General features: G+C 63.0%; 24 protein-coding genes. 16 read left to right on the top strand and 8 right to left on the bottom strand.

What is annotated here, in order from left to right:
• Positions 1-36: 36 nt before the first annotated feature.
• Entirely contained in the window at positions 37-1,215 is a 1,179-nt protein-coding gene (locus tag K3725_RS03040; RefSeq protein WP_260017390.1) for a benzoate/H(+) symporter BenE family transporter, read from the bottom strand.
• A 104-nt stretch (positions 1,216-1,319) separates the two neighbouring features.
• Between K3725_RS03040 and K3725_RS03045 the strand changes: the two genes are divergently transcribed.
• The 3 genes from K3725_RS03045 to smpB all read left to right on the top strand — a co-directional run bounded on the left by K3725_RS03045 (position 1,320) and on the right by smpB (position 3,340).
• Positions 1,320-1,880, top strand: a complete 561-nt coding sequence (locus tag K3725_RS03045) for a helix-turn-helix domain-containing protein (RefSeq protein WP_260017391.1) — start codon at positions 1,320-1,322, stop codon at positions 1,878-1,880.
• 77 nt (positions 1,881-1,957) lie between these two features.
• The gene (locus tag K3725_RS03050) at positions 1,958-2,812 is read left to right on the top strand and encodes a DMT family transporter (RefSeq protein ID WP_260017392.1); all 855 of its coding nucleotides are present in this window, start codon (positions 1,958-1,960) and stop codon (positions 2,810-2,812) included.
• Positions 2,813-2,857: 45 nt separating this feature from the next.
• Complete coding sequence (gene smpB / locus K3725_RS03055; RefSeq protein WP_019297314.1) at positions 2,858-3,340, top strand: SsrA-binding protein SmpB; 483 nt, start codon at positions 2,858-2,860, stop codon at positions 3,338-3,340.
• Positions 3,341-3,352: 12 nt separating this feature from the next.
• Here the strand turns inward: smpB and K3725_RS03060 are convergent, their stop codons facing one another.
• Positions 3,353-4,453 (bottom strand): leucine-rich repeat domain-containing protein, encoded by a 1,101-nt coding sequence (locus K3725_RS03060; RefSeq protein WP_260017393.1) that lies wholly within the window; start codon positions 4,451-4,453, stop codon positions 3,353-3,355.
• Between the two features lie 281 nt (positions 4,454-4,734).
• On the opposite strand from K3725_RS03060, the gene sseA reads away from it, so the two are divergent.
• Positions 4,735-5,589, top strand: coding sequence for a 3-mercaptopyruvate sulfurtransferase (gene sseA / locus K3725_RS03065; RefSeq protein ID WP_260017394.1), 855 nt, complete (start codon positions 4,735-4,737; stop codon positions 5,587-5,589).
• 3 nt (positions 5,590-5,592) lie between these two features.
• On the top strand, positions 5,593-6,777 hold the full coding sequence (locus tag K3725_RS03070) for an amino acid aminotransferase (RefSeq protein ID WP_260017395.1): 1,185 nt from the start codon (positions 5,593-5,595) through the stop codon (positions 6,775-6,777).
• Positions 6,778-6,853: 76 nt separating this feature from the next.
• Here K3725_RS03070 and K3725_RS03075 read toward each other — a convergent pair whose 3' ends face one another.
• Entirely contained in the window at positions 6,854-8,188 is a 1,335-nt protein-coding gene (locus K3725_RS03075) for an ammonium transporter (protein ID WP_260017396.1), read from the bottom strand.
• A 26-nt stretch (positions 8,189-8,214) separates the two neighbouring features.
• The gene (locus tag K3725_RS03080; RefSeq protein ID WP_029204925.1) at positions 8,215-8,553 is read right to left on the bottom strand and encodes a P-II family nitrogen regulator; all 339 of its coding nucleotides are present in this window, start codon (positions 8,551-8,553) and stop codon (positions 8,215-8,217) included.
• Between the two features lie 273 nt (positions 8,554-8,826).
• Here K3725_RS03080 and K3725_RS03085 point away from each other — a divergent pair, with 273 nt between their 5' ends.
• On the top strand, positions 8,827-11,037 hold the full coding sequence (locus tag K3725_RS03085; protein WP_260017397.1) for a transglycosylase domain-containing protein: 2,211 nt from the start codon (positions 8,827-8,829) through the stop codon (positions 11,035-11,037).
• A gap of 223 nt (positions 11,038-11,260) precedes the next feature.
• Here the strand turns inward: K3725_RS03085 and K3725_RS03090 are convergent, their stop codons facing one another.
• Together K3725_RS03090 and K3725_RS03095 are read right to left on the bottom strand one after the other, a co-directional pair.
• The gene (locus K3725_RS03090; protein WP_260017398.1) at positions 11,261-11,857 is read right to left on the bottom strand and encodes a phospholipid-binding protein MlaC; all 597 of its coding nucleotides are present in this window, start codon (positions 11,855-11,857) and stop codon (positions 11,261-11,263) included.
• 2 nt (positions 11,858-11,859) lie between these two features.
• Entirely contained in the window at positions 11,860-12,621 is a 762-nt protein-coding gene (locus K3725_RS03095) for a VacJ family lipoprotein (RefSeq protein WP_409201584.1), read from the bottom strand.
• A gap of 162 nt (positions 12,622-12,783) precedes the next feature.
• Between K3725_RS03095 and K3725_RS03100 the strand changes: the two genes are divergently transcribed.
• From K3725_RS03100 to K3725_RS03125, 6 genes are all read left to right on the top strand, one after another.
• Positions 12,784-14,517, top strand: a complete 1,734-nt coding sequence (locus K3725_RS03100) for a type I secretion system permease/ATPase (RefSeq protein ID WP_260017400.1) — start codon at positions 12,784-12,786, stop codon at positions 14,515-14,517.
• Entirely contained in the window at positions 14,514-15,818 is a 1,305-nt protein-coding gene (locus K3725_RS03105; protein WP_260017401.1) for an HlyD family type I secretion periplasmic adaptor subunit, read from the top strand. The genes K3725_RS03100 and K3725_RS03105 overlap by 4 nt, the downstream gene beginning before the upstream one ends.
• A 150-nt stretch (positions 15,819-15,968) precedes the next feature.
• Positions 15,969-16,427 carry a RidA family protein gene (locus K3725_RS03110; protein ID WP_260017402.1) on the top strand — a complete coding sequence of 153 codons (459 nt, stop codon included), beginning with the start codon at positions 15,969-15,971 and terminating at the stop codon, positions 16,425-16,427.
• On the top strand, positions 16,424-17,197 hold the full coding sequence (locus K3725_RS03115) for a glycerophosphodiester phosphodiesterase family protein (protein ID WP_260017403.1): 774 nt from the start codon (positions 16,424-16,426) through the stop codon (positions 17,195-17,197). The genes K3725_RS03110 and K3725_RS03115 overlap by 4 nt, the downstream gene beginning before the upstream one ends.
• A gap of 47 nt (positions 17,198-17,244) precedes the next feature.
• Positions 17,245-18,432: a GNAT family N-acetyltransferase gene (locus K3725_RS03120; protein WP_260017404.1), complete on the top strand. Its 1,188-nt coding sequence runs from the start codon at positions 17,245-17,247 to the stop codon at positions 18,430-18,432.
• Positions 18,429-18,737: a 4a-hydroxytetrahydrobiopterin dehydratase gene (locus K3725_RS03125; RefSeq protein WP_260017405.1), complete on the top strand. Its 309-nt coding sequence runs from the start codon at positions 18,429-18,431 to the stop codon at positions 18,735-18,737. Before K3725_RS03120 ends, K3725_RS03125 begins: the two co-directional genes overlap by 4 nt.
• Positions 18,738-18,885: 148 nt before the next feature.
• On the opposite strand, the gene K3725_RS03130 is transcribed toward K3725_RS03125, so the two are convergent.
• Entirely contained in the window at positions 18,886-19,374 is a 489-nt protein-coding gene (locus K3725_RS03130) for a peroxiredoxin (protein ID WP_260017406.1), read from the bottom strand.
• Positions 19,375-19,469: 95 nt separating this feature from the next.
• Here K3725_RS03130 and K3725_RS03135 point away from each other — a divergent pair, with 95 nt between their 5' ends.
• The 4 genes from K3725_RS03135 to K3725_RS03150 all read left to right on the top strand — a co-directional run bounded on the left by K3725_RS03135 (position 19,470) and on the right by K3725_RS03150 (position 22,242).
• Positions 19,470-20,681, top strand: coding sequence for an NAD(P)/FAD-dependent oxidoreductase (locus tag K3725_RS03135; RefSeq protein ID WP_260017407.1), 1,212 nt, complete (start codon positions 19,470-19,472; stop codon positions 20,679-20,681).
• The gene (rsmD, locus tag K3725_RS03140; protein ID WP_260017408.1) at positions 20,678-21,238 is read left to right on the top strand and encodes a 16S rRNA (guanine(966)-N(2))-methyltransferase RsmD; all 561 of its coding nucleotides are present in this window, start codon (positions 20,678-20,680) and stop codon (positions 21,236-21,238) included. The genes K3725_RS03135 and rsmD overlap by 4 nt, the downstream gene beginning before the upstream one ends.
• A gap of 125 nt (positions 21,239-21,363) precedes the next feature.
• Positions 21,364-22,026, top strand: a complete 663-nt coding sequence (locus tag K3725_RS03145; RefSeq protein ID WP_260017409.1) for an HAD family phosphatase — start codon at positions 21,364-21,366, stop codon at positions 22,024-22,026.
• A gap of 24 nt (positions 22,027-22,050) precedes the next feature.
• Positions 22,051-22,242 (top strand): hypothetical protein, encoded by a 192-nt coding sequence (locus tag K3725_RS03150; protein WP_260017410.1) that lies wholly within the window; start codon positions 22,051-22,053, stop codon positions 22,240-22,242.
• Positions 22,243-22,314: 72 nt separating this feature from the next.
• Here K3725_RS03150 and map read toward each other — a convergent pair whose 3' ends face one another.
• A complete protein-coding gene (gene map / locus K3725_RS03155; RefSeq protein WP_260017411.1) occupies positions 22,315-23,124 on the bottom strand; it encodes a type I methionyl aminopeptidase in 810 nt (269 codons plus the stop codon).
• Between the last annotated feature and the right edge of the window lie 74 nt (positions 23,125-23,198).

Here is a 23,198-nt window from a genome sequence, read left to right on the forward strand (position 1 = left end):
CGGATTTCAGTGGCGAAATGTCTCTGGGGCTGTTTCTCAGGCGCGGGCGGGGGCCGGTTCGGGGCTTTTCAGCCAGTGATTCACCGCAAGCCCCAGCACCAGCGCCCAGAACGGTGCGCCGATTCCATAGAAACTGATGCCGGAAACCGTGGTCATGAAGGTGATGAGCGCGGCCTCGCGCCCGTGCGGCTGGGCCAGCGCGGCGGAGAGGCTGTTGCCGCTGGTTGCCAGCAGCGCCAGGCCTGCGACGGTGGCAACCAGCGCCTTGGGTGCGATCAGGAACAGGCTGATCACGGTGGCGCCTCCCAGCCCCACAAGGATGTAGACAAGGCCCGTCATCACGCCTGCCAGATATCGGGTATCCGGGTTCTCGTCCGCCTCCGGGCCGGCGCAGATGGCGGCGGTGATGGCGGCGAGGTTGAAGGCGAAGCCGCCGAAGGGCGCGAGGACCAGCGAGGTGAGGCCAGTAACCGTCAGGCTGGCAGAGACCGGCGGATTGTAGCCGCAGGCCCGCAGCGCCACCACGCCGGGCATGTTCTGCGAGGACATGGTGACGAAATAGAGCGGCAGGCCGATGCCGATCAGCACCGGCAGCGAGAAGGCGGGCATCACGAATTCAGGGCGGGCGAGCGTCAGGTCCAGCGCCTCCAGGCTGCCGAATGCGCCGGTGCCTGCGCACCAGGCGACACCCGCCGCCAGTACCGCGGGGATACAGTAGCGGGGGAACAGCTTGCGCCCGGCCAGAAAGATGAGGCCCATGACCGCCACCAGTGCGGTGTCGGTCTGCAGCGAGGTAAAGGCGGAGAGGCCGAACTGGAACAGGATGCCCGCCAGCATGGCGCTGGCCAGACTGTCCGGGATCAGGCGGGAGAGGGCCGCGAACCAGCCTGTTATTCCGGTAAGAGTGAGCAAAGCCGCGCAGAGAAGAAAGGCGCCCACCGCCTCGGCCAGCGGCACGCCATTGAGGCTGACCGCCAGCAGCGCTGCGCCCGGCGTCGACCAGGCGGTCAGGATGGGCATCCGGTAGATCAGCGACAGGATCAGGCAGGTTACGCCCATGCCGAGCCCCAGCACCAGCATCCAGCTGTTGGCCTGGGCCTGGGTGGCGCCGACGGCCTCGATCGCCTGAAAGATGATGGCGACCGAACCGGTGTAGCCGACCAGAACGGCAACAGCGCCGGAAACGATGTGCGAAAGCTTCAAGTCCTTGAGCATGCGGCTTTTCCTTGGCGGCTGGGCAGGGTAGGGTGGCGTGCGTTATAGCGCACAATACAATCCGTGCGTTATAGCGCACAAGGCTTTTTTGACGGGCAGACACAATGAGCGATGACGGCATCACCCTGAACCTGCGGGAAATCCGCACGGCAGCAGGGCTTAGCCTCAGCAAGGCCGCAGAGGCCACCGGGGTCAGCAAGGCGATGCTGGGGCAGATCGAGCGCGGCGAATCAAGCCCGACAATTGCCACTCTGTGGAAGATCGCCAAAGGATTCCACCTGCCGCTTACGGCCCTGCTGGGTGAGGCCGCGAGGCCTGTGAGCGCCGCCACCGGGGTTTATGAAACGGTGCAGTTTCCCGGCAGCATCGGGGTGAAAATCGTCTTTCCCTTTGATCCGCTGCTGGGGGCGGAGACCTTTCAGGTGACGTTGAGGCCGGGGCAAAGCCACCAGTCACTGCCGCATGACACCGGCGTGACCGAGGAGGTCTATGTGCTGCACGGGTCCATGGAGGTGCTGCGGGATGGCGAATGGGTGGCGCTGGAGCCGGGGCAGGGGCTGCGCTTTGCTGCCGACCAGCCGCATGGCTACCGCAGTCTTGAGACCGGCGCGGCGTTTCTCAACATGCATCATTACCGGCAGGCGGTTCTGACGCAGCGGGAGTGACCCCCGCTCTTGTGCATGATCCGCTACGCCCCTACCACTTGCGCAAGTGATTGAGTTTGCGGGATTTGGAGCCGGGAATGGACACGCTGCGCGGAAGCCTTCTGATGGTGCTGGCCATGGCGGCCTTTGCGCTGGAGGACATGTTCATCAAATCCGCGGCCCTTGCGCTGCCGGTGGGGCAGATCCTGATCCTGTTCGGGCTTGGCGGCATGGCGGTCTTTGCCGCGATGGCGCGTGCGCAAGGTCACGCCCCCTGGCACCCGGGCTTTGGCACGCGCCCGATGCTGTGGCGCTCCTTGGCGGAGGTGGTCGGGCGGCTGTGCTTCACCCTGGCGATTGCACTGACGCCTTTGTCCTCGGCTTCGGCCATTTTGCAGGCAACACCGCTGGTGGTGGCGGCCGGCGCGGTGGTGTTCTTTGGCGAGACCGTCGGCTGGCGGCGCTGGCTGGCAATCGGGCTGGGCTTTGCCGGGGTTCTTCTGATCCTGCGGCCGGGCCTCAGCGGGTTTGAACCAGCCTCGCTTTTTGCCGTTGCCGGCACGCTGGGGTTTGCGGGCCGCGATCTGGCCACCCGCGCGGCGCCCAAGGATATGAGCAATAACCAGTTGGGGTTTCTGGGCTTTGCCATGCTGGTGGTTGCCGGGATCATTGCACTGGGCTGGACCGGCGGTGCGGTCTGGCCTGCGCCGCGCAACTGGCTGGACATTGCCGCCGCCACGGTGATCGGGGTCATTGCCTATAATGCTTTGTCGGGCGCGATGCGGGCAGGGGAGATCTCTGTCATTGCTCCGTTCCGCTACACAAGGCTGGTCTTTGCAATGGTGCTGGGGGTGCTGGTATTCGGCGAGCGCCCCGACACGCTGACCCTCATTGGCAGCGCGGTGATCGTCGGCAGTGGTGTTTTCACGCTGCTGCGCAGCCGCAAGGCGTAAGCGCCATCTTGCGCCCGCCGCGGCGCGGCCTTACATCTGCCGCCCATGGCCAAGAAGAAGCAGACATCAGATCCGAACTACAAGGTGATCGCCGAGAACCGGCGGGCGCGTTTCGATTACGCGATCGAGGACGATATCGAATGCGGCATCGTGCTGGAGGGGTCCGAGGTCAAGGCGCTGCGCGGCAATGGCACCAATATCGCGGACAGCTACGCCGCGGTGGAGGAAGGCGAGCTGTGGCTGGTCAACTCATACATCCCGCCCTATGCGCAAGCCAAGGTGTTCAAGCATGAGGAACGCCGCCGCCGCAAGCTCTTGGTGTCGCGCAAGGAATTGTCGGACCTGTGGAACCTGACCCAGCGCAAGGGCATGACCCTGGTGCCGCTGGTGATCTACTTCAACCACAAGGGCCGCGCCAAGATCAAACTGGGCATCGCCAAAGGCAAGAAGCTGCACGACAAGCGTGAAACCCAGGCCAAGCGCGACTGGGGCCGCCAGAAGCAGCGGCTGCTTAAGGATGCGCGGTAGGCATCAGTTCTATCAGTCTTGCTGATCAGCGCCGGTGACGTATCTGGCAATCTGCTTGCGCCCCAGCAGCCGCCTGTGCGGTCCGCCTTCCGGTCCGGCGTAGAGGATCCTGAGGTTTTCGGTCCTGAGCAGCGGCAGAAGAGTGTCCTGAGGCAAGCCGATGGCCCGCAGGATTGACAAGTTCTTCAGGTCTTCGAGCGGTTGCAGGTCCCGGACGGCAGTTCCGGAAATACCAAGTTCCTTCAGGCCTGGCATCTGCCGGACAGGCGCCAGGCTGATCACCGCAGTGCCAATTGCTGAAAGCTCGCGAAGGCTTGGCCCTGCAAGCGGCTCAAGGCTGCTGACAGGGGTGCCGTCCAATACCACTGCGTGAAGGGCGGACAGGTTTGACAGGGGCGTAAGATCTTGGACTTGCGTATGTGCCAGGTCCAATTCCGCCAGCCTGCCGGCGCCTGCCAAGGGCGACAGGTCGGCAACGCGGCTGCCTGTCAGGACTACGGTATGAAGGGCGGGTTTATCCTGCAGCCCTTCGAGGCTTTGCACGCGGGTGCCATCCGCGCGCAGCATTTCCAGCCTGCTGGAGGCCGCCAGCGGCGCCAGGCTTTGGACCGGGCAGCCGGAGATCCAGAGAACGCGCAGGTTCGCGGCTGCAAGCGGTGACAGGTCGGATACACCGGTGTTGAATGCCAGCAGGTTCTCCAGCGTAGAAATCTCTTCCAATGGGGTCAGATCGGTGACGCCGGTGCCGGCAATATTGAGGCTTTGCAGGCGGGTGTAGCCGCGCAGAAAAGAAAGATCGGTCAACTCCCTGATACCCCAGACGGACAGGTGCTCAAGCCCGGTCATCTGCGCCAGCGGCGTGAAATCGGGTGCCTGAACAGAATCAAGGCTCAACCGCCGCAGCTCCGGCAATCTGGTCAGTGGCTTCAGGCCGGATACGGCAAGCCCAACCAATGCCAGCTTCTCCAGGCTGGGAAGTTGAGCCAGCGGCGACAGGTCCAGCAGGTCTTCAAATCCCGGTTCCGCGATCAGCGACAGATCGGTTAAATGCTGAAACTGTGTCAGCTCCTGCAAGCCTGAGGTTGCGGCGCCTATCCGGATGCTTGCCTTCAAGTCATTGCCGAATATGCATGTATTTCCAAAATCGATGCATCCGGCCTGCGCAGGGGACGAGGCGGCAAAACAAGCGGACGTCAAGACAAATGCGAGTAAATTGCGCAGACGGGGCATTCGATTACCTTTTCACAATGTGCGGCCAGTATGCAGGCAACTTGTTGCTGCACCGTAAAACAGGTTCATGATGCCTGGATTGGCTGATGAGGGGACAGGATAGCTTGCACCGCCCAGCCACGGGATGTACCCATGGCGCTAAATGCTGATAGGGAGACGCTTTGATGCAGGACGATCCGAAGACGCTGGTTTCCACGGACTGGCTTGCCGCCCATCTGAAGGACCCCGATCTTCGGGTTCTGGACGCGTCCTGGTATCTGCCGCAAGAGAATCGCGACCCCAAGGCGGAATATGACGAAGCTCATATCCCTGGCGCGCGCTTCTTTGATATTGATGATATCTCGGACCACCGTTCGGACTTGCCGCATATGGTGCCGCCGGTTGAAAAATTCATGTCCCGCCTGCGGGCGATGGGCGTGGGAGACGGCCACCAGGTGGTGGTTTATGATACAGCGGGGCTGAAATCCGCGGCCCGCGTTTGGTGGCTGTTCCGTCTGATGGGGCAGCAAAACATTGCAGTGCTGGATGGCGGTTTTCCGAAATGGCAGGCCGAAGGCCGGCCGGTCGAGGACCTGCCGCCGGTGATCCGCGACCGCCACATGACCGTGCGGGTGCAGAACCATTTGGTGCGCGATGTGACCCAGGTTTCTGCCGCCGCCAAGCTGGGCGATCATGAAATCATCGATGCCCGCGCCGCCGAACGGTTCCGTGGCGGCGTTCCGGAGCCGCGCGAGGGCCTGCGGGCTGGTCACATCCCCGGGTCGAAAAATGTTCCCTTTGGCCGCCTGCTGAATGCGGACGGCACCATGAAGGATGCAGAAGGCCTGCGTGCCGAATTTGCCGCCGCCGGCGCCGATCTGAAGAAACCTGTGATTACCACCTGCGGTTCGGGTGTCACCGCTGCCGTCCTCAGCCTTGCATTGGAGCGTATCGGAAAAACCGATCATTCGCTTTATGACGGCTCGTGGTCGGAGTGGGGTGCCTTCCCGACCCTTCCCGTTGCTACCGGAGAGAACTGAGCAATGTTCGAGACCCTGAAACCCCAGCCCGCCGACAAGATCCTGGCGCTGATGCAGATGTACCGCGACGATCCGCGCGCGGACAAGATCGACCTTGGCGTCGGCGTCTACAAGAACGCCGAGGGCGTCACCCCGGTGATGCGCGCGATCAAGGCTGCTGAGCACAAGCTGTGGGAAGAGCAGACCAGCAAGTCCTATGTCGGGCTGGCCGGTGATCCGGCTTACTCGGATGCGATGATCAAGCTCATCCTGGGTGATGCGGTTGCGCGTGAAAACATCGCGGCCGCGGCAACCCCAGGCGGTACCGGTGCGGTGCGCCAGGCGTTCGAGCTGATCAAGATGGCCAACCCCAAGGCACGTGTCTTTGTGTCGGATCCGACCTGGCCGAACCATGTGTCGATCCTGAACTATGTCGGCATCGAGACCGTCGTCTACCGTTACTTCGACCGCGACACCCGCGGCGTGAACTTCGACGGGATGATGGAAGACCTGAAGGGCGCGCAGAAGGGCGACGTGGTGCTGCTGCACGGCTGCTGCCACAACCCGACCGGTGCCAACCTCAACGAGGTGCAGTGGAATGAGGTCATCGCGCTGTTGAACGAGCGCGGCCTGATTCCGATGATCGACATTGCCTACCAGGGCTTTGGCGACGGTCTGGAAGAAGACGCGCTGGGCGTGCGCCTGGTGGCTTCCAACTGCCCCGAGGTGCTGATTGCGGCCAGCTGCTCCAAGAACTTCGGCATCTACCGCGAGCGCACCGGCCTGTTGATGGCGGTGTCCAACGATGCCTCGGCACAGGCGCTGAACCAGGGCACGCTGGCCTTCCTGAACCGGCAGAATTACTCTTTTCCGCCGGATCACGGCGCCCGGCTGGTGACCATGATCCTGAACGACGACGCCCTGCGCGCCGACTGGGCAGCAGAGCTGGAAGAGGTGCGGCTCGGCATGCTGGGCCTGCGCCAAAGCCTTGCGGATGAGCTGCAGCGGCTGACCGGCTCCGACCGGTTCAGCTTCATCGCCCAGCACCGCGGCATGTTCTCGCTCCTCGGAACCTCGCCGGAGCTGGTCGAGAAGATGCGGGTCGACAACGGCATTTACATGGTCGGCGACAGCCGCCTGAACATCGCCGGTCTCAACGCAAATACCGTTCCGGTTCTGGCCAAGGCGATTGTCGACGCCGGCGTCTGAGACCTGCTGCATAACAGCCAAAAAGAAACGCGGCCCTGCTATAGGGCCGCGTTTACTGTTTCAGGTTTGCCCGGGCTCAGCTCGGCGAGAACTCGGGGTAGGCCTCCATGCCCAGTTCCGCCATGTCGAGCCCGTTGACCTCATCCTCTTCATCAACCCGGATACCTGTGGTGGCGCGCAGGATGATCCAGACCACGGCAGAGGCAGCGACGGTGAACACGCCGACCACGGCAATGCCGGTCAGCTGGGTCAGCAGGCTGGCTTCGGGGTTCGACAGGACCACGGCCACTGTGCCCCAGATGCCGCAGAGCAGATGCACCGGTATGGCGCCGACCACGTCGTCGATCTGCAGCTTGTCCAGCAGCGGCACCGCAAACACCACGATCACACCGCCGATGGCACCGATCAAGGTGGCCAGGCCCAGGCCCGGGGTCAGCGGCTCGGCAGTGATGGCCACCAGGCCGGCCAGCGCGCCGTTCAGGATCATGGTCAGGTCCGGTTTCTTGAACAGAAGCTGGGTCAGGATCAGCGCAGCCACCGCGCCGCCTGCCGCGGCAGCATTGGTGTTGGAGAAAATGCGGCTGATGTCCGCCACGTCACCGATCGAGCCCATCGCCAGCTGCGAGCCGCCGTTGAAGCCGAACCAGCCCATCCACAGGATGAAGGTGCCGAGGGTTGCCAGCGCCAGGTTGGAGCCGGGCATCGGGATGGTCTTGCCGTCCTTATACTTACCGATACGCGGGCCAAGGATCAGCGCGCCGGTCAGTGCGGCCCAGCCGCCCACCGAATGCACCACGGTCGAGCCTGCAAAGTCCAGGAAGCCCATCTCCTCCAGGAAGCCGCCGCCCCATTTCCAGCTGGCCTGGAACGGGTAGATTACTGCGGTCAGCACGATGGTGAAGATCAGAAACGGCCACAGTTTGATGCGTTCCGCCAGGGTGCCCGACACGATCGAGGCGGTGGCGGCGCAGAACATCAGCTGGAAGAAGAAGTCCGAGCCGGTGGCGGCATAGGAGTAATCATCCGCGCCTTCCGCGGTGATCCCCACCGCCTCCAGCACGCCGGGGCCAAAGACGCCGGACAGCACACCGTCAACGGCCCAGTTGCCCAGCGGATACATCAGGTTGTAGCCGATCAGCCAGTAGAACACGGCAGCCAACGAGAACAGCGCCATGTTCTTGGTCAGCTGCATTGTGACATTCTTGGAGCGCACCAGACCGGCCTCGAGCATGGCAAAGCCTGCCGCCATCCAGAACACCAGGCAGCCGCCGATCAGGAACAGCAGCGAGTTCAGGATGAACACGGTGTCGGTTGCGGGGTTCACGCCCGGGGCCGGACCGTCCTGGGCCAGCGCAAGGCCCGGCAGCGCGCTCAGCGCCAGGGCCGCAAGCGGGAGTTTCAGGGTCTTCATTGGTCTTTCCTCCATGCCGGGCGCGCTTACAGCGCCTCGAGATTGGTTTCGCCGGTGCGCACCCGCAGGGCCTGTTCCACGTCCAGAACGAAGATCTTGCCGTCGCCGATCTTGCCGGTGCGGGCGGTCTCGGATATCGCGCTGACGGCCTGTTCGGCCTGATCGGCGGGCACCACCAGTTCCAGTTTCAGCTTCGGCACGAAGTTCACTTCGTACTCGGCGCCGCGGTAAATCTCGGTGTGGCCCGCCTGGGCGCCAAAGCCCTTTATTTCGGTGACCATCAGCCCGCTCACGCCAAGACCGGTCAGCGCCTCGCGGACCTCGTCCAGCTTGAAGGGCTTGATGGCGGCAACGATCATTTTCATCTCTGCATCCCTTTTGGTTTCGCGCTGCCCCGGCCCCATGCCGATGCATTGTGCACCTGCAGCAAAACCGCCGCCCCGAGTCGTGCAAAGCAAACGCCAGCAAATTTCCGCGCGTCTTTCTGCGGGCGCACAATAATTTTGCGCCTTTTGCCCGCTTCGCTTAAAAACCGGCCATCTGGCAAAGGGGGAAAGGTCCGGATTCTGCCCCCTCTACAATCCGGCGCAGGCAGGGTATTGTCGCCGGACAACGGGCAAACCGGGCAGGAACAGACGATGGCACAAGGATCCGGGCGCAAGCCTCTGGTGGCAGAGAAACGCTATTCCACGGGCGGCAAGGGGAAACCACCCGCCAAGAAACCTGCGCGCAGGAAACCGGCAGCCAAGGCGAAGAAGCCGGGTTTGCTGGGACGGCTGTTCGGCCGCAAGAAGTCCCGCGCCAGACCGGTGCGCAGGAAACGCGGCCCCTTCGGCTGGCTGCTGGCGCCGTTTGCCTTTGTGTTCCGGCTGGCCTGGGGTTTCACATGGCGTATTGGCATGGTGGCCTGCGGGCTGGTGGGCCTGGCTGTGGCATTCCAGTATGCAAAACTGCCGGATGTCACGGCCTACCTGGACGGCCGCGCCCGCGGGTCTGTCACCATTCTGGACCGTGAGGGGGAGGTCTTTGCCTGGCGCGGTGACCAGTTCGGCGGGGTGGTGACAGCAGACACTGTCTCGCCGCATCTGAAAAACGCGATTGTGGCGACCGAAGACAAGCGGTTCTACCGCCACCTTGGCCTGTCGCCGCGCGGTATTGCCAGTGCCGTCCGCATCAACCTGAGCGAAGGGCGCGGACCGCTGTCTGGCCATGGCGGTTCCACCATCACCCAGCAGGCGGCGAAGCTGCTCTGCCTCGGCAAAATCTATGACCCGGCCGAATGGAAGAGCGAAAGCGCCTATGAGGCGGACTGCCGAAAGGGCTCGCTCTGGCGCAAGGGGACTGAGGCGATCTTTGCCCTGGCGATGGAAGCCAAGTACAGCAAGGATGAGATCCTCTCGATCTACATGAACCGCGCCTATATGGGCGGCGGCGCCTATGGGGCGGAGGCTGCGGCGCAGCGGTACTTTGGGAAATCCGCGAACCAGCTGAACCCGGCAGAGGGCGCGATGCTGGCGGGGCTGCTGACTGCGCCCTCGACACTGGCCCCCACCAACAATCTGCAGCGCTCGCAGGACCGGGCCGCCACCGTTCTGCGGCTGATGCAGGAGCAAGGCTACCTGACAACGGCGGAGATGCAGAAGTACCAGGACAACCCGGCAGAGCTGAGCGAGGCAGCAACGGCGCGGGCCGGCGGCTATTTCGCCGACTGGGTGATGGACAGCATCCCGGACTTTCTCGGCGATCAGACCACCGAAGATGTGGTGATCCGCTCCACCATGGACCAGCGCCTGCAGCGCGCGGCGGAGGAAGCGCTGAAGTTTGTCTTTGAAAACAAGGTCCGACAGGGGTCCAAGGCGCAGGCCGCAATTGTGGTGATGAGCGCCGATGGCGCCGTGCGCGCGATGGTGGGCGGGCGCAAGACCCGCGTCTCGGGTGTGTTCAACCGCGCCACCCAGGCCAAGCGGCAGACCGGGTCGGCTTTTAAGCCCTTTGTCTACGCCACGGCGCTTGAGCTGGGCTACTCGCCTTACGACCGGGTTCTGGATGCAAAGTACTGTCTGAACATCCCCGGCTCCGGCCAGTGGTGCCCGGACAACTACACCCGCAAGTTTTATGGAGAAGTAACCTTGGCGCGAGCGCTGCGGGACTCATTGAATGTGCCGGCGGTGAAAGTGTCCGAAGCTGTGGGCCGCGACAAGGTGAGCCTTGTGGCCAAGGATTTCGGCATCGACAGCGATCTGGCCGCGGGCCCGGCGCTGGCGCTGGGCGCATCAGAAAGCACGCTGCTGGAGATGACCGGGGCCTATGCGGGCATCCTGAACGGCGGCTCTTCGGTGACGCCTTATGGTGTGACGGAACTGAAGCTGGTCGAGGACAGCGAGGCGCTGATGGGTGCCAGCGGCGGCATCGGCGAGCGGGTGATCCGCCCGGAGGCCGCGCAGCAGCTGGTCTGGATGATGGAAAAGGTGATTGCCGGCGGCACCGGCCAGCGGGCACAGATCCCGGGCTGGCAGGCGGCGGGCAAATCCGGCACCACGTCAGCCGCCAAGGACGCCTGGTTCATCGGTTTCACGGCAGACTATGTTGCCGGGGTCTGGATGGGCTACGACGACAACACGCCCCTGTCCGGTGTGACCGGTGGCGGGCTGCCCGCCGAAATCTGGCGCGAGACAATGGTGCGCGTGCATGAGGGGCTGGAGCCGAAGCCGCTGCCGATGCTGGAACCGGCGCCGATTGCTCCGCCGCCGCAGCCAACCCGCCGCGAGCGCCGCCGCCAGGGGCCGAACCTCGGCCAGGAACTGGGCCGCGCGGTCGATAACATCCTGCGTGATATTCTCGGCAACTGATCCTGCGGACAGGGCGTGGTCCCGCCCGTCTCCGGCCTCCTTGCGGAGGCCCCGCCCGTTGGGCCCGGCGCCGTGCTCAACAGGAGTGCGGCATCCTGGATGCCGCTGCGGCGGGCGGGAGGACTTTGCGCATTCAGCTGGCAGCCCCGTTTGATCTGCCCCGTCAGAACAAAGAAAAAGGCTCCCCGGAGAGAGCCTTTCCTGCAATCTGCAAACTGCCGGGTCAGCTGAGCCGCTTCAGCTCGCCGATCAGTGCGTCGATGTCGCCCTTCTTGCTGTCCAGGATCGCACCAATTTCGGTGCGCTCCGTCAGCAGCAGGTTCACGCCTTCGATGAACATGTTGAAGAACAGGTCGCGGCCGGAGCGGTCTGACACAAGGAAGGTCACCTCAAACGGCGACTGGCCCTTGAGGTAGGCGATGGTGCTTACCTCGTACCATTTCTTCACCTTTTTGACGCCCTTCACTTCCAGCTTGCCGCCGATGAACTCGCGGAAGCGTTTGCCGTATTTGCGGGAGATGTAGCCCTGGAACGCCTTGGAGAACGCCTTCTTCTGAGCCGGAGATGCGCGGCGCCCATCTGCGCCCAGCGCATAGGCTGCGATGTAAGATGTGTCGCTGTATTGCTGGAAGATCCGCTCAAAGTCGCGGAACATGGCGCTTTCACCCTTGCCGGATTCAATCACCCGGTTGATGTCGGCTACCAGACGGTTGATCAATGTGCTGGCACTGCTTTCGGTCAGCGCCCACAGAGCCTGCGGTGCGGCTATGAGTGCGGCAGCTCCGGCACACAGGCCGGTCAGGAAATTGCGGCGGTCCATTTTCAAAATCCTTCAGTGTTCAGTTCGAACGGATCGATTTCCTTGATCTCCTCGCCATCACCCAACTGGAACCGGCGGTTCTGCAGGTAGATCAGCCGCGACTGGGCATAGCTGTCGGCACTCTCGTAGAGAATCGAGTCGATTGTGTCGGAATAGTTGCCACGATCGCCCATGCGGCGCACGATCTCGGCGTAGATGGTGATATTGTCGGCAGTATTCTGCTCGACATGGCCCAGGGGATTGGTGAAGAAATCAACCGCTATGCCCACCGCATCGCGGCTGGTGGACGGGCCGAGCAGAGGCAGTTCGACATAGGCGCCCTCACCGACGCCCCACTTGTGCAGCGTTTCGCCGAAATCGGTATCGACCGCAGGCACCTTGAATTCGGATGCAGGGTCAGCCAGGCCCGCAAACCCCACTGTCGAATTGATCACGAAACGCGAAAATGCATTGCCCGCTGTTCTCAGGTCACCTTGCAGCAGCGCGTTGACCATCTGGCCGGGCATCGACAGGTTTTCCGCGAAGTAGGAGAAGCTGGTGACCATCGGCGCGGGCACAATCGCCACATACCCCTTGGATGCAGGGCGGAAAGCGATCCGGTCGACACCGCGGTTGAAGGCATGAACAGTGCGGTTCGTCCGCTCATAAGGGTCGAACACTTCACCGGAGGCGCGCGCTACCGGGTCCTGGGTGGCGCAGCCAGCGGCAAAAGCGGCCAAAATCAGCGCAGGTACAAATTTAAGCGGTCGCAACATCAAGAGCATTCGGATAAGTGTCCAATTGGAACTGGAACGGGCATGTCGGAGGGCAAATAAGGGTTCTGCTGCCGTTTTCCAGTCTGATTACATTTTTTTACCTGGCTATGCCACAACTGGTACAATTCCAGCCCTGATCTGAAGCCATCGAACCACTATTGCAGTCTGAGCATGAATAAAACCCTTTACAAAAACGGATATGAGGAACTGCGGCAGGTGCGGCGGCAAAGCCGCGGCCTGTACTGGTTCACCGGGGTCTTCAGTTTCTTTGTGAATTTGCTGATGCTGACCGGCCCTCTGTACATGATGCAGGTTTATGACCGGGTGCTGGGCAGCCGGTCGGAGGCGACGCTGCTGGCGCTGTCGCTCTTGGTTGTGTTCCTCTACGGGATGATGGGGCTGCTGGATTACGCCCGCGGCCGCATCATGGCGCGGGTCGGCGCGCGGTTCCAGGCGGCACTGGACAAGCGGGTTTTCGACGCGATGATCCGCCGTTCGGCGGTGGCGCAGGATCCGGTGGCGCAGACCGGCCTTTCAGACCTGGAGTCAGTCCAGAGGCTGATTGCCTCGCCTGTGCTGACGGCGGCCTTCGACCTGCCTTGGGTGCCGGTGTTCCTGGCGGGCATCGCGTTGTTCCACCCCTGGCTGGGATTGCTGGCGCTGGCTGGCGGGGCGGTGCTGGTGGTGATCGCGCTGCTGAACCAGATCTTCACACGCGTCCCGCAGCAGAAGGCGAACATCACCGGCCACAAGGCCAACCTGATGTCCGAGGAAATCCGCAACGAGGCGGAGATGATCCAGTCGATGGGGATGCGCGGGGCGTCGTTCGCGCGCTGGAAACAGGCCAGGGATGCGGCCTTGGCCGACAGTGTGACGGCCAATGACACCGGCGGTGGATTTACCACGCTGACCAAGACACTGCGGCTGTTTCTGCAATCGGCAATGCTGGGCCTGGGTGCCTATCTGGTGCTGCAGAACCAGGTGACACCGGGGGCGATGATTGCGGGCTCCATCCTGATGGGGCGGGCGCTGGCACCGATTGAACTGGGACTGGGGCAATGGGTGCTGGTGCAGCGGGCGCTGAAAGGCTGGCACAATCTGGCGGAGCTTCTGGACAAGGTGCCAGAGGAGGAGGTGCGCACCGCGCTGCCCAAGCCAAAGGCGCTGCTGGAAGTGCAGGGGCTGGCGGTGGTGCCGCCGGGCAGCAGCGCGCCGCTGTTGCGCAACGTGAACTTCCGGGTGCAACCGGGCCAGGCAATCGGTGTTATCGGACCCTCGGGGTCGGGCAAGTCGACTCTGGCCCGTGCCTTGACCGGGGTGTGGCGGCCCGCCGCCGGTTCGGTCCGGCTGGACGGGGCCGCGCTGGACCAGTACGCGCCGGATGTGCTTGGCGGCCACATCGGCTATCTGCCGCAGCGGGTGCAGGTGTTTGATGGGACCATCGCCCAGAACATCGCCCGGCTGAGCCAGCAGCCGGACGCCGAGAAAGTGGTGGAAGCCGCCCGCAAGGCCGCGGCGCATGAGATGATCCTGAAATTGCCTGAGGGCTATGACACCCGCGTCAACGCCACTGGCGGGCGGCTGTCCGGCGGACAGATGCAGCGGGTCGGGCTGGCCCGTGCCCTGTTCGATGATCCGGTGATCGTGATCCTGGATGAGCCGAACTCCAACCTCGACAACGATGGCTCGATCGCGCTGAACAAGGCGATCAAGCAGATCAAAGCGGAAGGGCGGTCAGTGCTGATTATGGCGCACCGGCCGGCGGCGATTCAGGAATGCGATATGCTGCTGGTGATCGACAAGGGGACACAAACGGCCTTTGGGCCCAAGGACAAGGTGCTGCAGGAAATGGTGGCCAACCATCAGAACATCCGCCAGGCCACTGGCGCGGGAGGTGTGCGGTGAGCGTGGAAACCAACTGGCCTGCACGGCGGCCGCTGATGATTGGCCTGATTGCCCTCCTGGTGCTGGTGGGGGGCTTCGGCTCCTGGTCGGTGCTGTCCTCGATTTCCGGTGCCGTGGTGGCAACGGGGCGTATCGAGGTGGACCGGAACCGGCAGGTGGTGCAGCATCTGGATGGCGGTATCGTGGCTGAAATCCTGGTGGATGAAGGCGATACGGTAGCCAAGGGTGCGACCCTGATTAGGCTGGACGCCAATGAACTGGCCTCGCAACTGGTGATCGTGGAAGGTCAGCTGTTTGAGCTGATGGCGCGGCGTGCCCGGCTGGAGGCGGAGCGGGATGAGGCGGCAGAAGTCGCTTTTGACCCGGAACTGCTGGAAGCCGCGGAAAACCAGGCGGAAGTCAAGGATCTGGCCGACGGGCAGCAGCGTCTGTTCCAGGCCCGCAGGGATACCACTGCGCGCGAAATTGAACAGCTTGAGAAACGCCGTGCGCAGATCGAGGAGCAAATCCGGGGCATCGAGGCGCAGCAGAAATCTATGAAGGTGCAGCTGGAACTGATTGGCGAGGAGCTGGGCAATCAGCAATCGCTGCTGGACCGCGGCCTCGCGCAGGCCGCAACGGTGCTGAACCTGCGCCGCACTCAGGCCAGTCTGGACGGGCAGCTTGGGGAGCTGGTTGCCTCCGAGGCGCAGGCAGAGGGGCGGATCACCGAGATCGAGATCGAGATCCTGAAGCTGGGCACCGGCCAGCGCGAGGAGGCGATCACCCGCTTGCGCGACCTGCGCTACCAGGAACTGGAACTGGCAGAAACCCGCCGTTCCCTGAAGCAGCGGCTGGCACGGCTGGACATCACGGCGCCGGTTTCGGGCGTGGTTTACGGGTTGCAGGTGCAGACACCGCGCTCAGTGATCCGGCCTGCTGATCCGGTGCTCTACCTGGTGCCGCAGGACCGGCCGCTGGTGATTGCGGCGCAGGTGGCACCGACGGATATCGACCAGCTGTTCACCGGCCAGGAAGTGACCTTGCGGTTCTCGGCTCTGGATCAGCGGTCGACACCGGAGCTGTTCGGCCGTGTGACCCAGGTTTCCGCGGACGCGTTTGAGGACCAGGGCAGCGGCCTGTCCTACTACCGCGCCGAGATCGAGCTGAACCCTGGCGAACAGGGCCGCCTGCCTGCGGGCACGGTGCTGATCCCGGGAATGCCGGTTGAAAGCTACATCCGTACAGCCGACCGCTCGCCGCTGGCTTATCTGGTCAAACCGCTGGCCGATTACTTCAACAAGGCCTTCCGCGAAAGCTGAGGCCCCGCCGTTTTCATCGCATAGAACCGGAATGCGGCCGCTGCCGCGCCTGCAGGTGCGGAAAGCTGCGCTGGGGCTTCGCATTTTCCCTTTCCGAAACCTGCCGGGGCGGGTAGCGTCCCGGCAATTGAAGACTCGGAGGAATGCACCATGAGCATCGAAGCAAAACTGAAAGAGCTGGGTGTGACCCTGCCTGACGCGCCGGCACCGGCAGCCAACTATGTGCCTTATGTGGTGGCGGGCGACATGGTCTATATCTCCGGTCAGATTTCCGCGGATGAAAACGGGCTGATCACCGGCACCCTGGGGGCCGATATGGACGTCGATGCAGGCCAGGCCGCTGCCAAGCGCTGCGCGATTGCGCTGCTGGCACAGCTGAAGGCAGCCTGCGGCGGCGATTTGGACCGCCTGGTGCGTGTTGTGAAACTGGGTGCCTTCGTTAACTCTGCATCGGATTTCACCCAGCAGCCGCAGGTGGTGAACGGCGCCTCCGACTTTCTAGTGGAAGCCCTGGGTGACATCGGCCGACATGCGCGCGCTGCTGTGGGATCGGTTTCACTGCCGCTGGGGGTCGCGGTTGAAATCGACGGCGTGTTCCAGATCAAATGATCCCGTCCCTGCCTGCCGCCTTTTTGACCGTCCCGCTGGCCCACCGTGCCTTGCATGATGTTGCGGACGGGCGTCCGGAGAACAGCCGGGCTGCCGTCCGCGCAGCAATTGCGGCAGGCTACGGGATCGAGATTGACCTGCAGCTGTCCAAGGACGGCTGCGCCATGGTGTTCCATGACTATGATCTGGACCGGCTGGCTGCAGGCACCGGCCCGGTCCGCGCGCTGACGCGCGCGGCGCTGGGATCGGTTCCGCTCAAGGGGGGCGATGGTGAAGGCATTCCGGATCTTGCGGAGGTGCTTGACCTGGTTGCGGGCCGGGTGCCGCTGCTGATCGAGCTGAAGGATCAGCATGGGGAAATGGGGATCACTGACGGGATGCTGGAGCGTGCCACGGTAGAGGCGCTCCAGGGCTACGCGGGCCCGGTGGCGCTGATGTCCTTCAATCCCAACTCGGTAACGGAACTGGCGCGGCTGGCGCCGGACACCGCCCGCGGTATCACCACCAGCGCCTATGACCCGGCGGAATGGCCGGAGCTGCCCAAGGCTGTGTGCGATGACTTGCGCGCCATTCCGGATTTTGACCGCAGCGGATCCGGTTTTATCAGCCACGAGGCCGGCGATCTGGCCCGGCCGCGGGTGCAGGCGCTGCGCAGCGCCGGCGTGCCGGTTCTGTGCTGGACGGTCAGATCGGCGGCTGAGGAAACCGCGGCGCGGGCGTTTGCCGACAATGTCACATTTGAACAGTACCTTTCGCCGCTAACATCTTGATCGCGCTGGCTCGCACCCCACATCTTGAAGCGGTGCGGAGGAATTGAATGGCTCAGGCGCAAATCGACATCCGGGTGCTGGCGTCGCTGTCTCAGATCACGGCAGAGGACTGGGATGCCTGCGCTTGCCCTGAAACCGCGGACGGCGGGCGTCCGCTGGATCCTTTCACGACACACCGTTTCCTGAGCGCACTGGAAGACAGCGGCTCAGTCGGGCCCGGCACCGGCTGGCAGCCGCAGTATCTGACCGCCTATCAGGAAGGCAGCCTGATCGCCTGCGCGCCGCTTTATGCCAAGGGGCACAGCCAGGGCGAATACATCTTCGATCACAATTGGGCGCATGCCTATGAGCAGGCGGGCGGCCACTATTACCCCAAGCTGCAGATCGCGGTGCCCTTCACCCCGGCCACAGGACGCCGGTTCCTGGTGCGCCCGGGTTTTGATGGCATTGGCCATTCGGCGCTTCTGCAGGGCGCTGTGCAGCTGGCGGCGGATAACAATCTGTCGTCGCTGCATGTGACCTTTTGCACCCAGGACGAGGCCCGGCTGGGCGCGGAGATGGGGCTGATGCTGCGCAGCACGCAGCAGTTCCACTGGCAAAATGATGGTTACGCCGACTTTGAGGCGTTTTTGCGGGCACTGTCCTCTCGCAAGCGCAAGAATATCCGCAAGGAGCGGATGCAGGCGCAGTGTTTTGGCGGTGATATTCGCATTTTCCGGGGCAATGACCTGCGCCCGGAGCATTGGGATGCTTTCTGGGAATTCTACCAGGACACTGGCGCGCGCAAATGGGGTTCCCCCTATCTGACGCGGCAGTTCTTTGACATCGCACATCGGATGATGGGGGATGACATGGCCTTGATTCTGGCGGAACGCAACGGGCGCTACGTTGCAGGAGCGTTGAATTTCATTGGCCGCAAAACGCTTTACGGCCGCTACTGGGGCTGTGTCGAACAGCACCCCTGCCTGCATTTCGAGTTGTGCTATTATCAGGCCATTGAGCTGGCCATTGCCCTGGGGCTTGACCGGGCGGAAGCTGGCGCACAGGGTGAACACAAGCTGGCGCGCGGCTACATGCCGTGCCAGACACACAGCTTGCACTGGATCGGCGATCCCGGGTTTGCCGGGGCCGTCGGACGCTACCTTGAGGCTGAACGGGCTGCCACCGAGGAAGAGATCGAAATCCTGACCGATTACGGCCCGTTCCGCAAAGCCCATGTGGAGGAGCAAGAATGACGGAGAAACTGTCCGACGCCACCCGCGGTCCGCTGCTGGAGCCGCTGTTCGCCACCGGCTGGGAGATGGTTGATGGCCGCGACGCCATTACCAAGACCTTCAAATTCAGCAATTTCGCGGATGCCTTCGGCTGGATGACCCGTGCCGCGATCTGGGCCGAGAAGTGGAACCACCATCCCGAATGGAGCAATGTCTACAACCGGGTGACGGTGGTGCTGACCACCCATGATGTCGACGGGATCAGCGCCCAGGACGCCAAGCTGGCGCGCAAGATGGACGGGCTGTTCGGCGAGCCGCAGGAGTGATCCAAGCCGGTTGAAAAGTAAGTCAGCATTGCTGCCCGAATGTTTCGCGCGCGAAACATTCGGGCAGGTGTTCTGACCCTATTTTTTACAAAATATTAAGGGGTTGGTGTGGCAGCCGCCTGCTTCGGCGGCTGCCGGGATTTCACGCTCAGCCCATGGAGTCCAGCAGGCCCTCGCCTGCAGACAGTTCGCACTGACCGGGGTTTTCTTCCTTGTTGAGGATCTTTACCTCGCCGTCCTCCACCAGCATTGCATAGCGCAGCGAACGGCCGATAAGACCTGCCGGCGGGGCGTCAAAACGCATCCCGATGGACTCGGTAAAACTGCATTCGGCATCCGACAGCATTGTGATGCCTGCTTCGGTGGCACCGGTGTTGTCGCCCCAGATCGACATCACGAAAGGATCATTGCCGGCCAGGCAGATGATCTCGTCGACGCCCTTGGCGGCAAACTGATCCTTTGTGCGGATGAAGCTGGGCACATGGGCGGAATGGCAGGTGCTGGTAAAGGCACCTGGAACCGCAAAAATCACAACTTTGCGCCTTTTCAGCTTGTCCGCGAGCTGCACCTGTTCAGGGCCGTCCTCCCCAATCCGTGTCAGTGTCGCGTCCGGCAGCTGGTCTCCAACAGAAATCATTGCACGTTCCTCTTTCTCCTGATTGCGTTTTGGGGTCCCGGGTATATAGGGTCCGGTGAAAGCGTGACGGGAACTATTGCGGGAGGCAAGGGGATATGTCCCATATCGTCGTGATTGGAGCGGGGCAGGCGGGGTCTTCTCTGGTGGCAAAGCTGCGAAAGGACGGGTTCGACGGGGAGATCACCCTGATCGGTGCGGAAGAGGTGCTGCCCTATCAGCGGCCGCCGTTGTCCAAGGCATACCTGCTGGGGGAGATGGAGCTGGAGCGGCTGTTTCTGCGCCCCGAAAGCTTCTATGCGGAAAACAACATCACCCTGAAGCTGGGCCAGCGTGTCACCGGGATTGATCCTGCGGCCAAAACGGTCAGCCTGGACGATGAGGTGATTTCCTATGACCAGCTGGCGCTGACCACCGGCTCCGACCCGCGCCGCCTGCCGGCGGCAATTGGCGGTGATCTGGACGGCGTATATGTGGTGCGCGGGCTGAGTGATGTGGACGCCATGGCGCCCCATGTGACCGAAGGCAAGCGGGCGCTGATCGTCGGCGGCGGCTATATCGGGCTGGAGGCGGCGGCGGTTTGCGCCAAGCGCGGCGTGAAGGTCACCCTGGTTGAGATGGCCGACCGCATCCTGCAGCGCGTTGCAGCCCCTGAGACCTCTGATTTCTTCCGCAGCCTGCACAGCAGCCACGGAGTGGACATCCGCGAGGGCGTCGGGCTGGAACGGCTGGAAGGGGAGGGTGGCAAAGTCACCCGCGCAGTATTGAGCGGCGGTGAAGCCGTGGATGTGGATTTTGTGGTGGTTGGTGTTGGCATCACGCCGTCCTCGCAGCTGGCAGAGATGGCCGGGCTGGAGCCGGACAATGGCATCAAGGTGGATGCCAAGGGGCGCACTTCCGATCCTTTCATCTGGTCGGCGGGTGACTGCGCCTCCTTCCCGTTCCAGGGCAGCCGGATCCGGCTGGAAAGCGTGCCGAACGCCATCGACCAGGCTGAGGTCGTGGCACAGAACATGCTGGGCGCGGACAAGGATTACATCGCGACTCCCTGGTTCTGGTCGGATCAGTATGACGTCAAACTGCAAATCGCGGGCCTCAACACCGGTTACGACAATGTTGTGACCCGTCAGGGCGAAGGCAATCAGGTTTCCTTCTGGTACTACAAAGGCGACCAGCTGGTGGCCGTGGATGCGATGAACGATCCGCGCGCCTATATGGTGGCCAAGCGGCTGATCGATGCGGGCAAGACTGCCGACAAGGCGGTTGCCGGTGACCCCGCCGCGGACCTGAAGCCGCTCTTGAAGGCGTGAGGATCATCGCCGGAGACTTCCGCGGCCGTGCCTTGGCCGCGGTGGGCAAGGGGGATGCGGGCGCTCATCTGCGCCCCACCACCGACCGGGTGCGCGAAAGCCTGTTCAATGTGCTGATGCACACAGGTGCCGTTCCCGGTGCCCGGGTGCTGGACCTGTTCGCGGGCACCGGCGCGCTGGGGCTGGAGGCACTGTCGCGCGGTGCGGCGGAAGCGGTGTTCGTCGATGACGGCCGTGTTTCCACCGGGCTGATCCGCAAGAACATCGGCATCTGCCGGGCAGAGGACCGCTGCACGCTCATGCGCCGCGACGCATTGAAGCTCGGGCAGAACCCGGACGCTCCGTTTGACCTGATCTTTCTCGACCCGCCTTACGGTAAAGCATTGGGAGAGAAGGCGCTTGCGGCAGCTGCCGCTGGCGGCTGGGTTGCGGATGACGCGCTGGTGGTCTGGGAGGAGAACGCTCCCGCAGCCGCGCTTGAGGGGTTTGAACTGCATGATAGCCGCAAATACGGCGATACACATATCACCCTGATGTGGAGGGATGTTTCGGGTTGAAACAAGCCGGGCGGGGGATCGCTCAGGGCTGGTTTGCTGCAGTGCCTACGCTACTCTAGTACAAAACAGGATCCACGCCTGCGCGCCACGAGTGCTCAGCCAATTCTGCGATGAGGTGTCCTTGCATGCCCAAGACTTTTCCGACCCCGAAGCTGGTGATCTTTGATTGCGACGGTGTCCTGGTGGACAGCGAGCCAGCTTCGAATCAGGCGCTGGCAGACAACCTGTCCCGTCATGGGCTTCCGCTGACGGTGGAGCAATCGATGGCGCATTTTGTCGGCGGCACGATGGCCGGAGTGATGGAGAAAGCCAGGTCACTGGGGGCGGATCTGCCGGCCAGCTGGATTGAAGAAATCTATGCGGAAACTTTTGCAATGCTGGAGTTAGGAGTGCCGCTCATGCCGGGCATTTCCGGGTTGCTGGCACGGCTGGATACATGTGGCATCCCGGTCTGCGTTGCCTCCAACGGCAGCGAGGACAAGATGCGGATCACCCTGGGACAGAACGGGCTGTGGGAGCGGTTTCATCCGCATGCGGTGTTCTCAGCCCATTCGCTGGGTGTTGCCAAGCCTGAGCCGGGGCTGTTTCTGGCAGCGGCCAGTCATTTCGGGGTGCAGGCCCGCGATTGCCTGGTGATCGAGGACAGCGGCAGCGGGGTGACCGCAGCGGTGCGGGCAGGCATGCGCTGCCTTGGTTTCGCGCCACGCGGCGGCGGCAAAAAGCTCGCGGCTCTGGGAGCGGAAGTGTTCACTGACATGTCAGAAGTGCCGGCGCTTTTGTCGATCTGACCCTGTTGTGGTACGATCGCGTGCATGGAACAGACCTTGGACGCTTCTTTCCTGCAGACTTCAGAAGCAGCAGAAACGCAGAGCCGGCCGAAACCGGGAAAGCTGCGCGCACCGCTGTTCATTCAGGATGCGGTGACGCCTTTTGGCGATGGCACGCTATTGCTGGCGCTCTGGCGGTTTCAGGAAGCAGTGGATCAGGGCGATGTAAAACCCTGACCGGATCAGCCCTTCATCTGGCTGAAGGTATGCCGGGGTGCGGGGGCTGGCCCCCGCTTGCCTTGCTGTAGCTTAGCCGTAGGTCGGGTGGAACTTGCCCGCGGGCGACAGGGTGAAAATCTCCGCACCGTCCGAGGTTACGCCGATCGAATGCTCGAACTGCGCCGACAGCGACTTGTCGCGGGTCACGGCGGTCCATTCGTCTGCCAGAATTTTGGTTTCGGGACGGCCCAGGTTGATCATCGGCTCGATGGTGAAGAACATACCTTCCTCCAGCACCGGTCCGGTGCCGGGGCGGCCATAGTGCAGCACATTAGGCGGTGCGTGGAACACGGTGCCCAGCCCGTGGCCGCAGAAGTCGCGCACCACGCTCATCCGCTGCGCTTCGGCATAGGTTTGGATTGCATGGCCGATGTCGCCGAAGGTGTTGCCCGGCTTCACCGCCTCGATCCCCATCATAAGCGAATCATGGGTGACCTGGATCAGCCGCTCCGCCTTGCGGCTGAGCTTGCCTGCGACGAACATCCGGGAGGTGTCGCCGAACCAGCCGTCGACGATCACTGTCACATCGATGTTCAGGATATCGCCATCCTTCAGCTTCTTGTCGCCGGGGATTCCATGGCAGACCACATGGTTCACCGAGATGCAGCTGGCGTGCTGATAACCCTTGTAGCCGATGGTGGCCGACTTGGCGCCCGCATCCTCGACCATTTGAGTGATGATGCGGTCGATCTCGCTGGTCGCCTGGCCCGGGAAAACATGCGCTGCGATATCGTCCAGAATGCGCGCGGCAAGCGCACCCGCCTTGTGCATGCCGGCATAGTCGCCGGCTTCATGAATGCGGATGCCGTCCTTGGTAGTGCGGCCGTCTTTCGATCTCATCACGCAGAGCTCCATCACGTTCTTTGCGTAGCTATGTAAGCGGTTCCTGCCGAAAGGGCCAGAGCGGGGTTGCG

It is taken from the genome of Leisingera sp. S132 (assembly GCF_025144465.1).
GTDB lineage: Bacteria > Pseudomonadota > Alphaproteobacteria > Rhodobacterales > Rhodobacteraceae > Leisingera.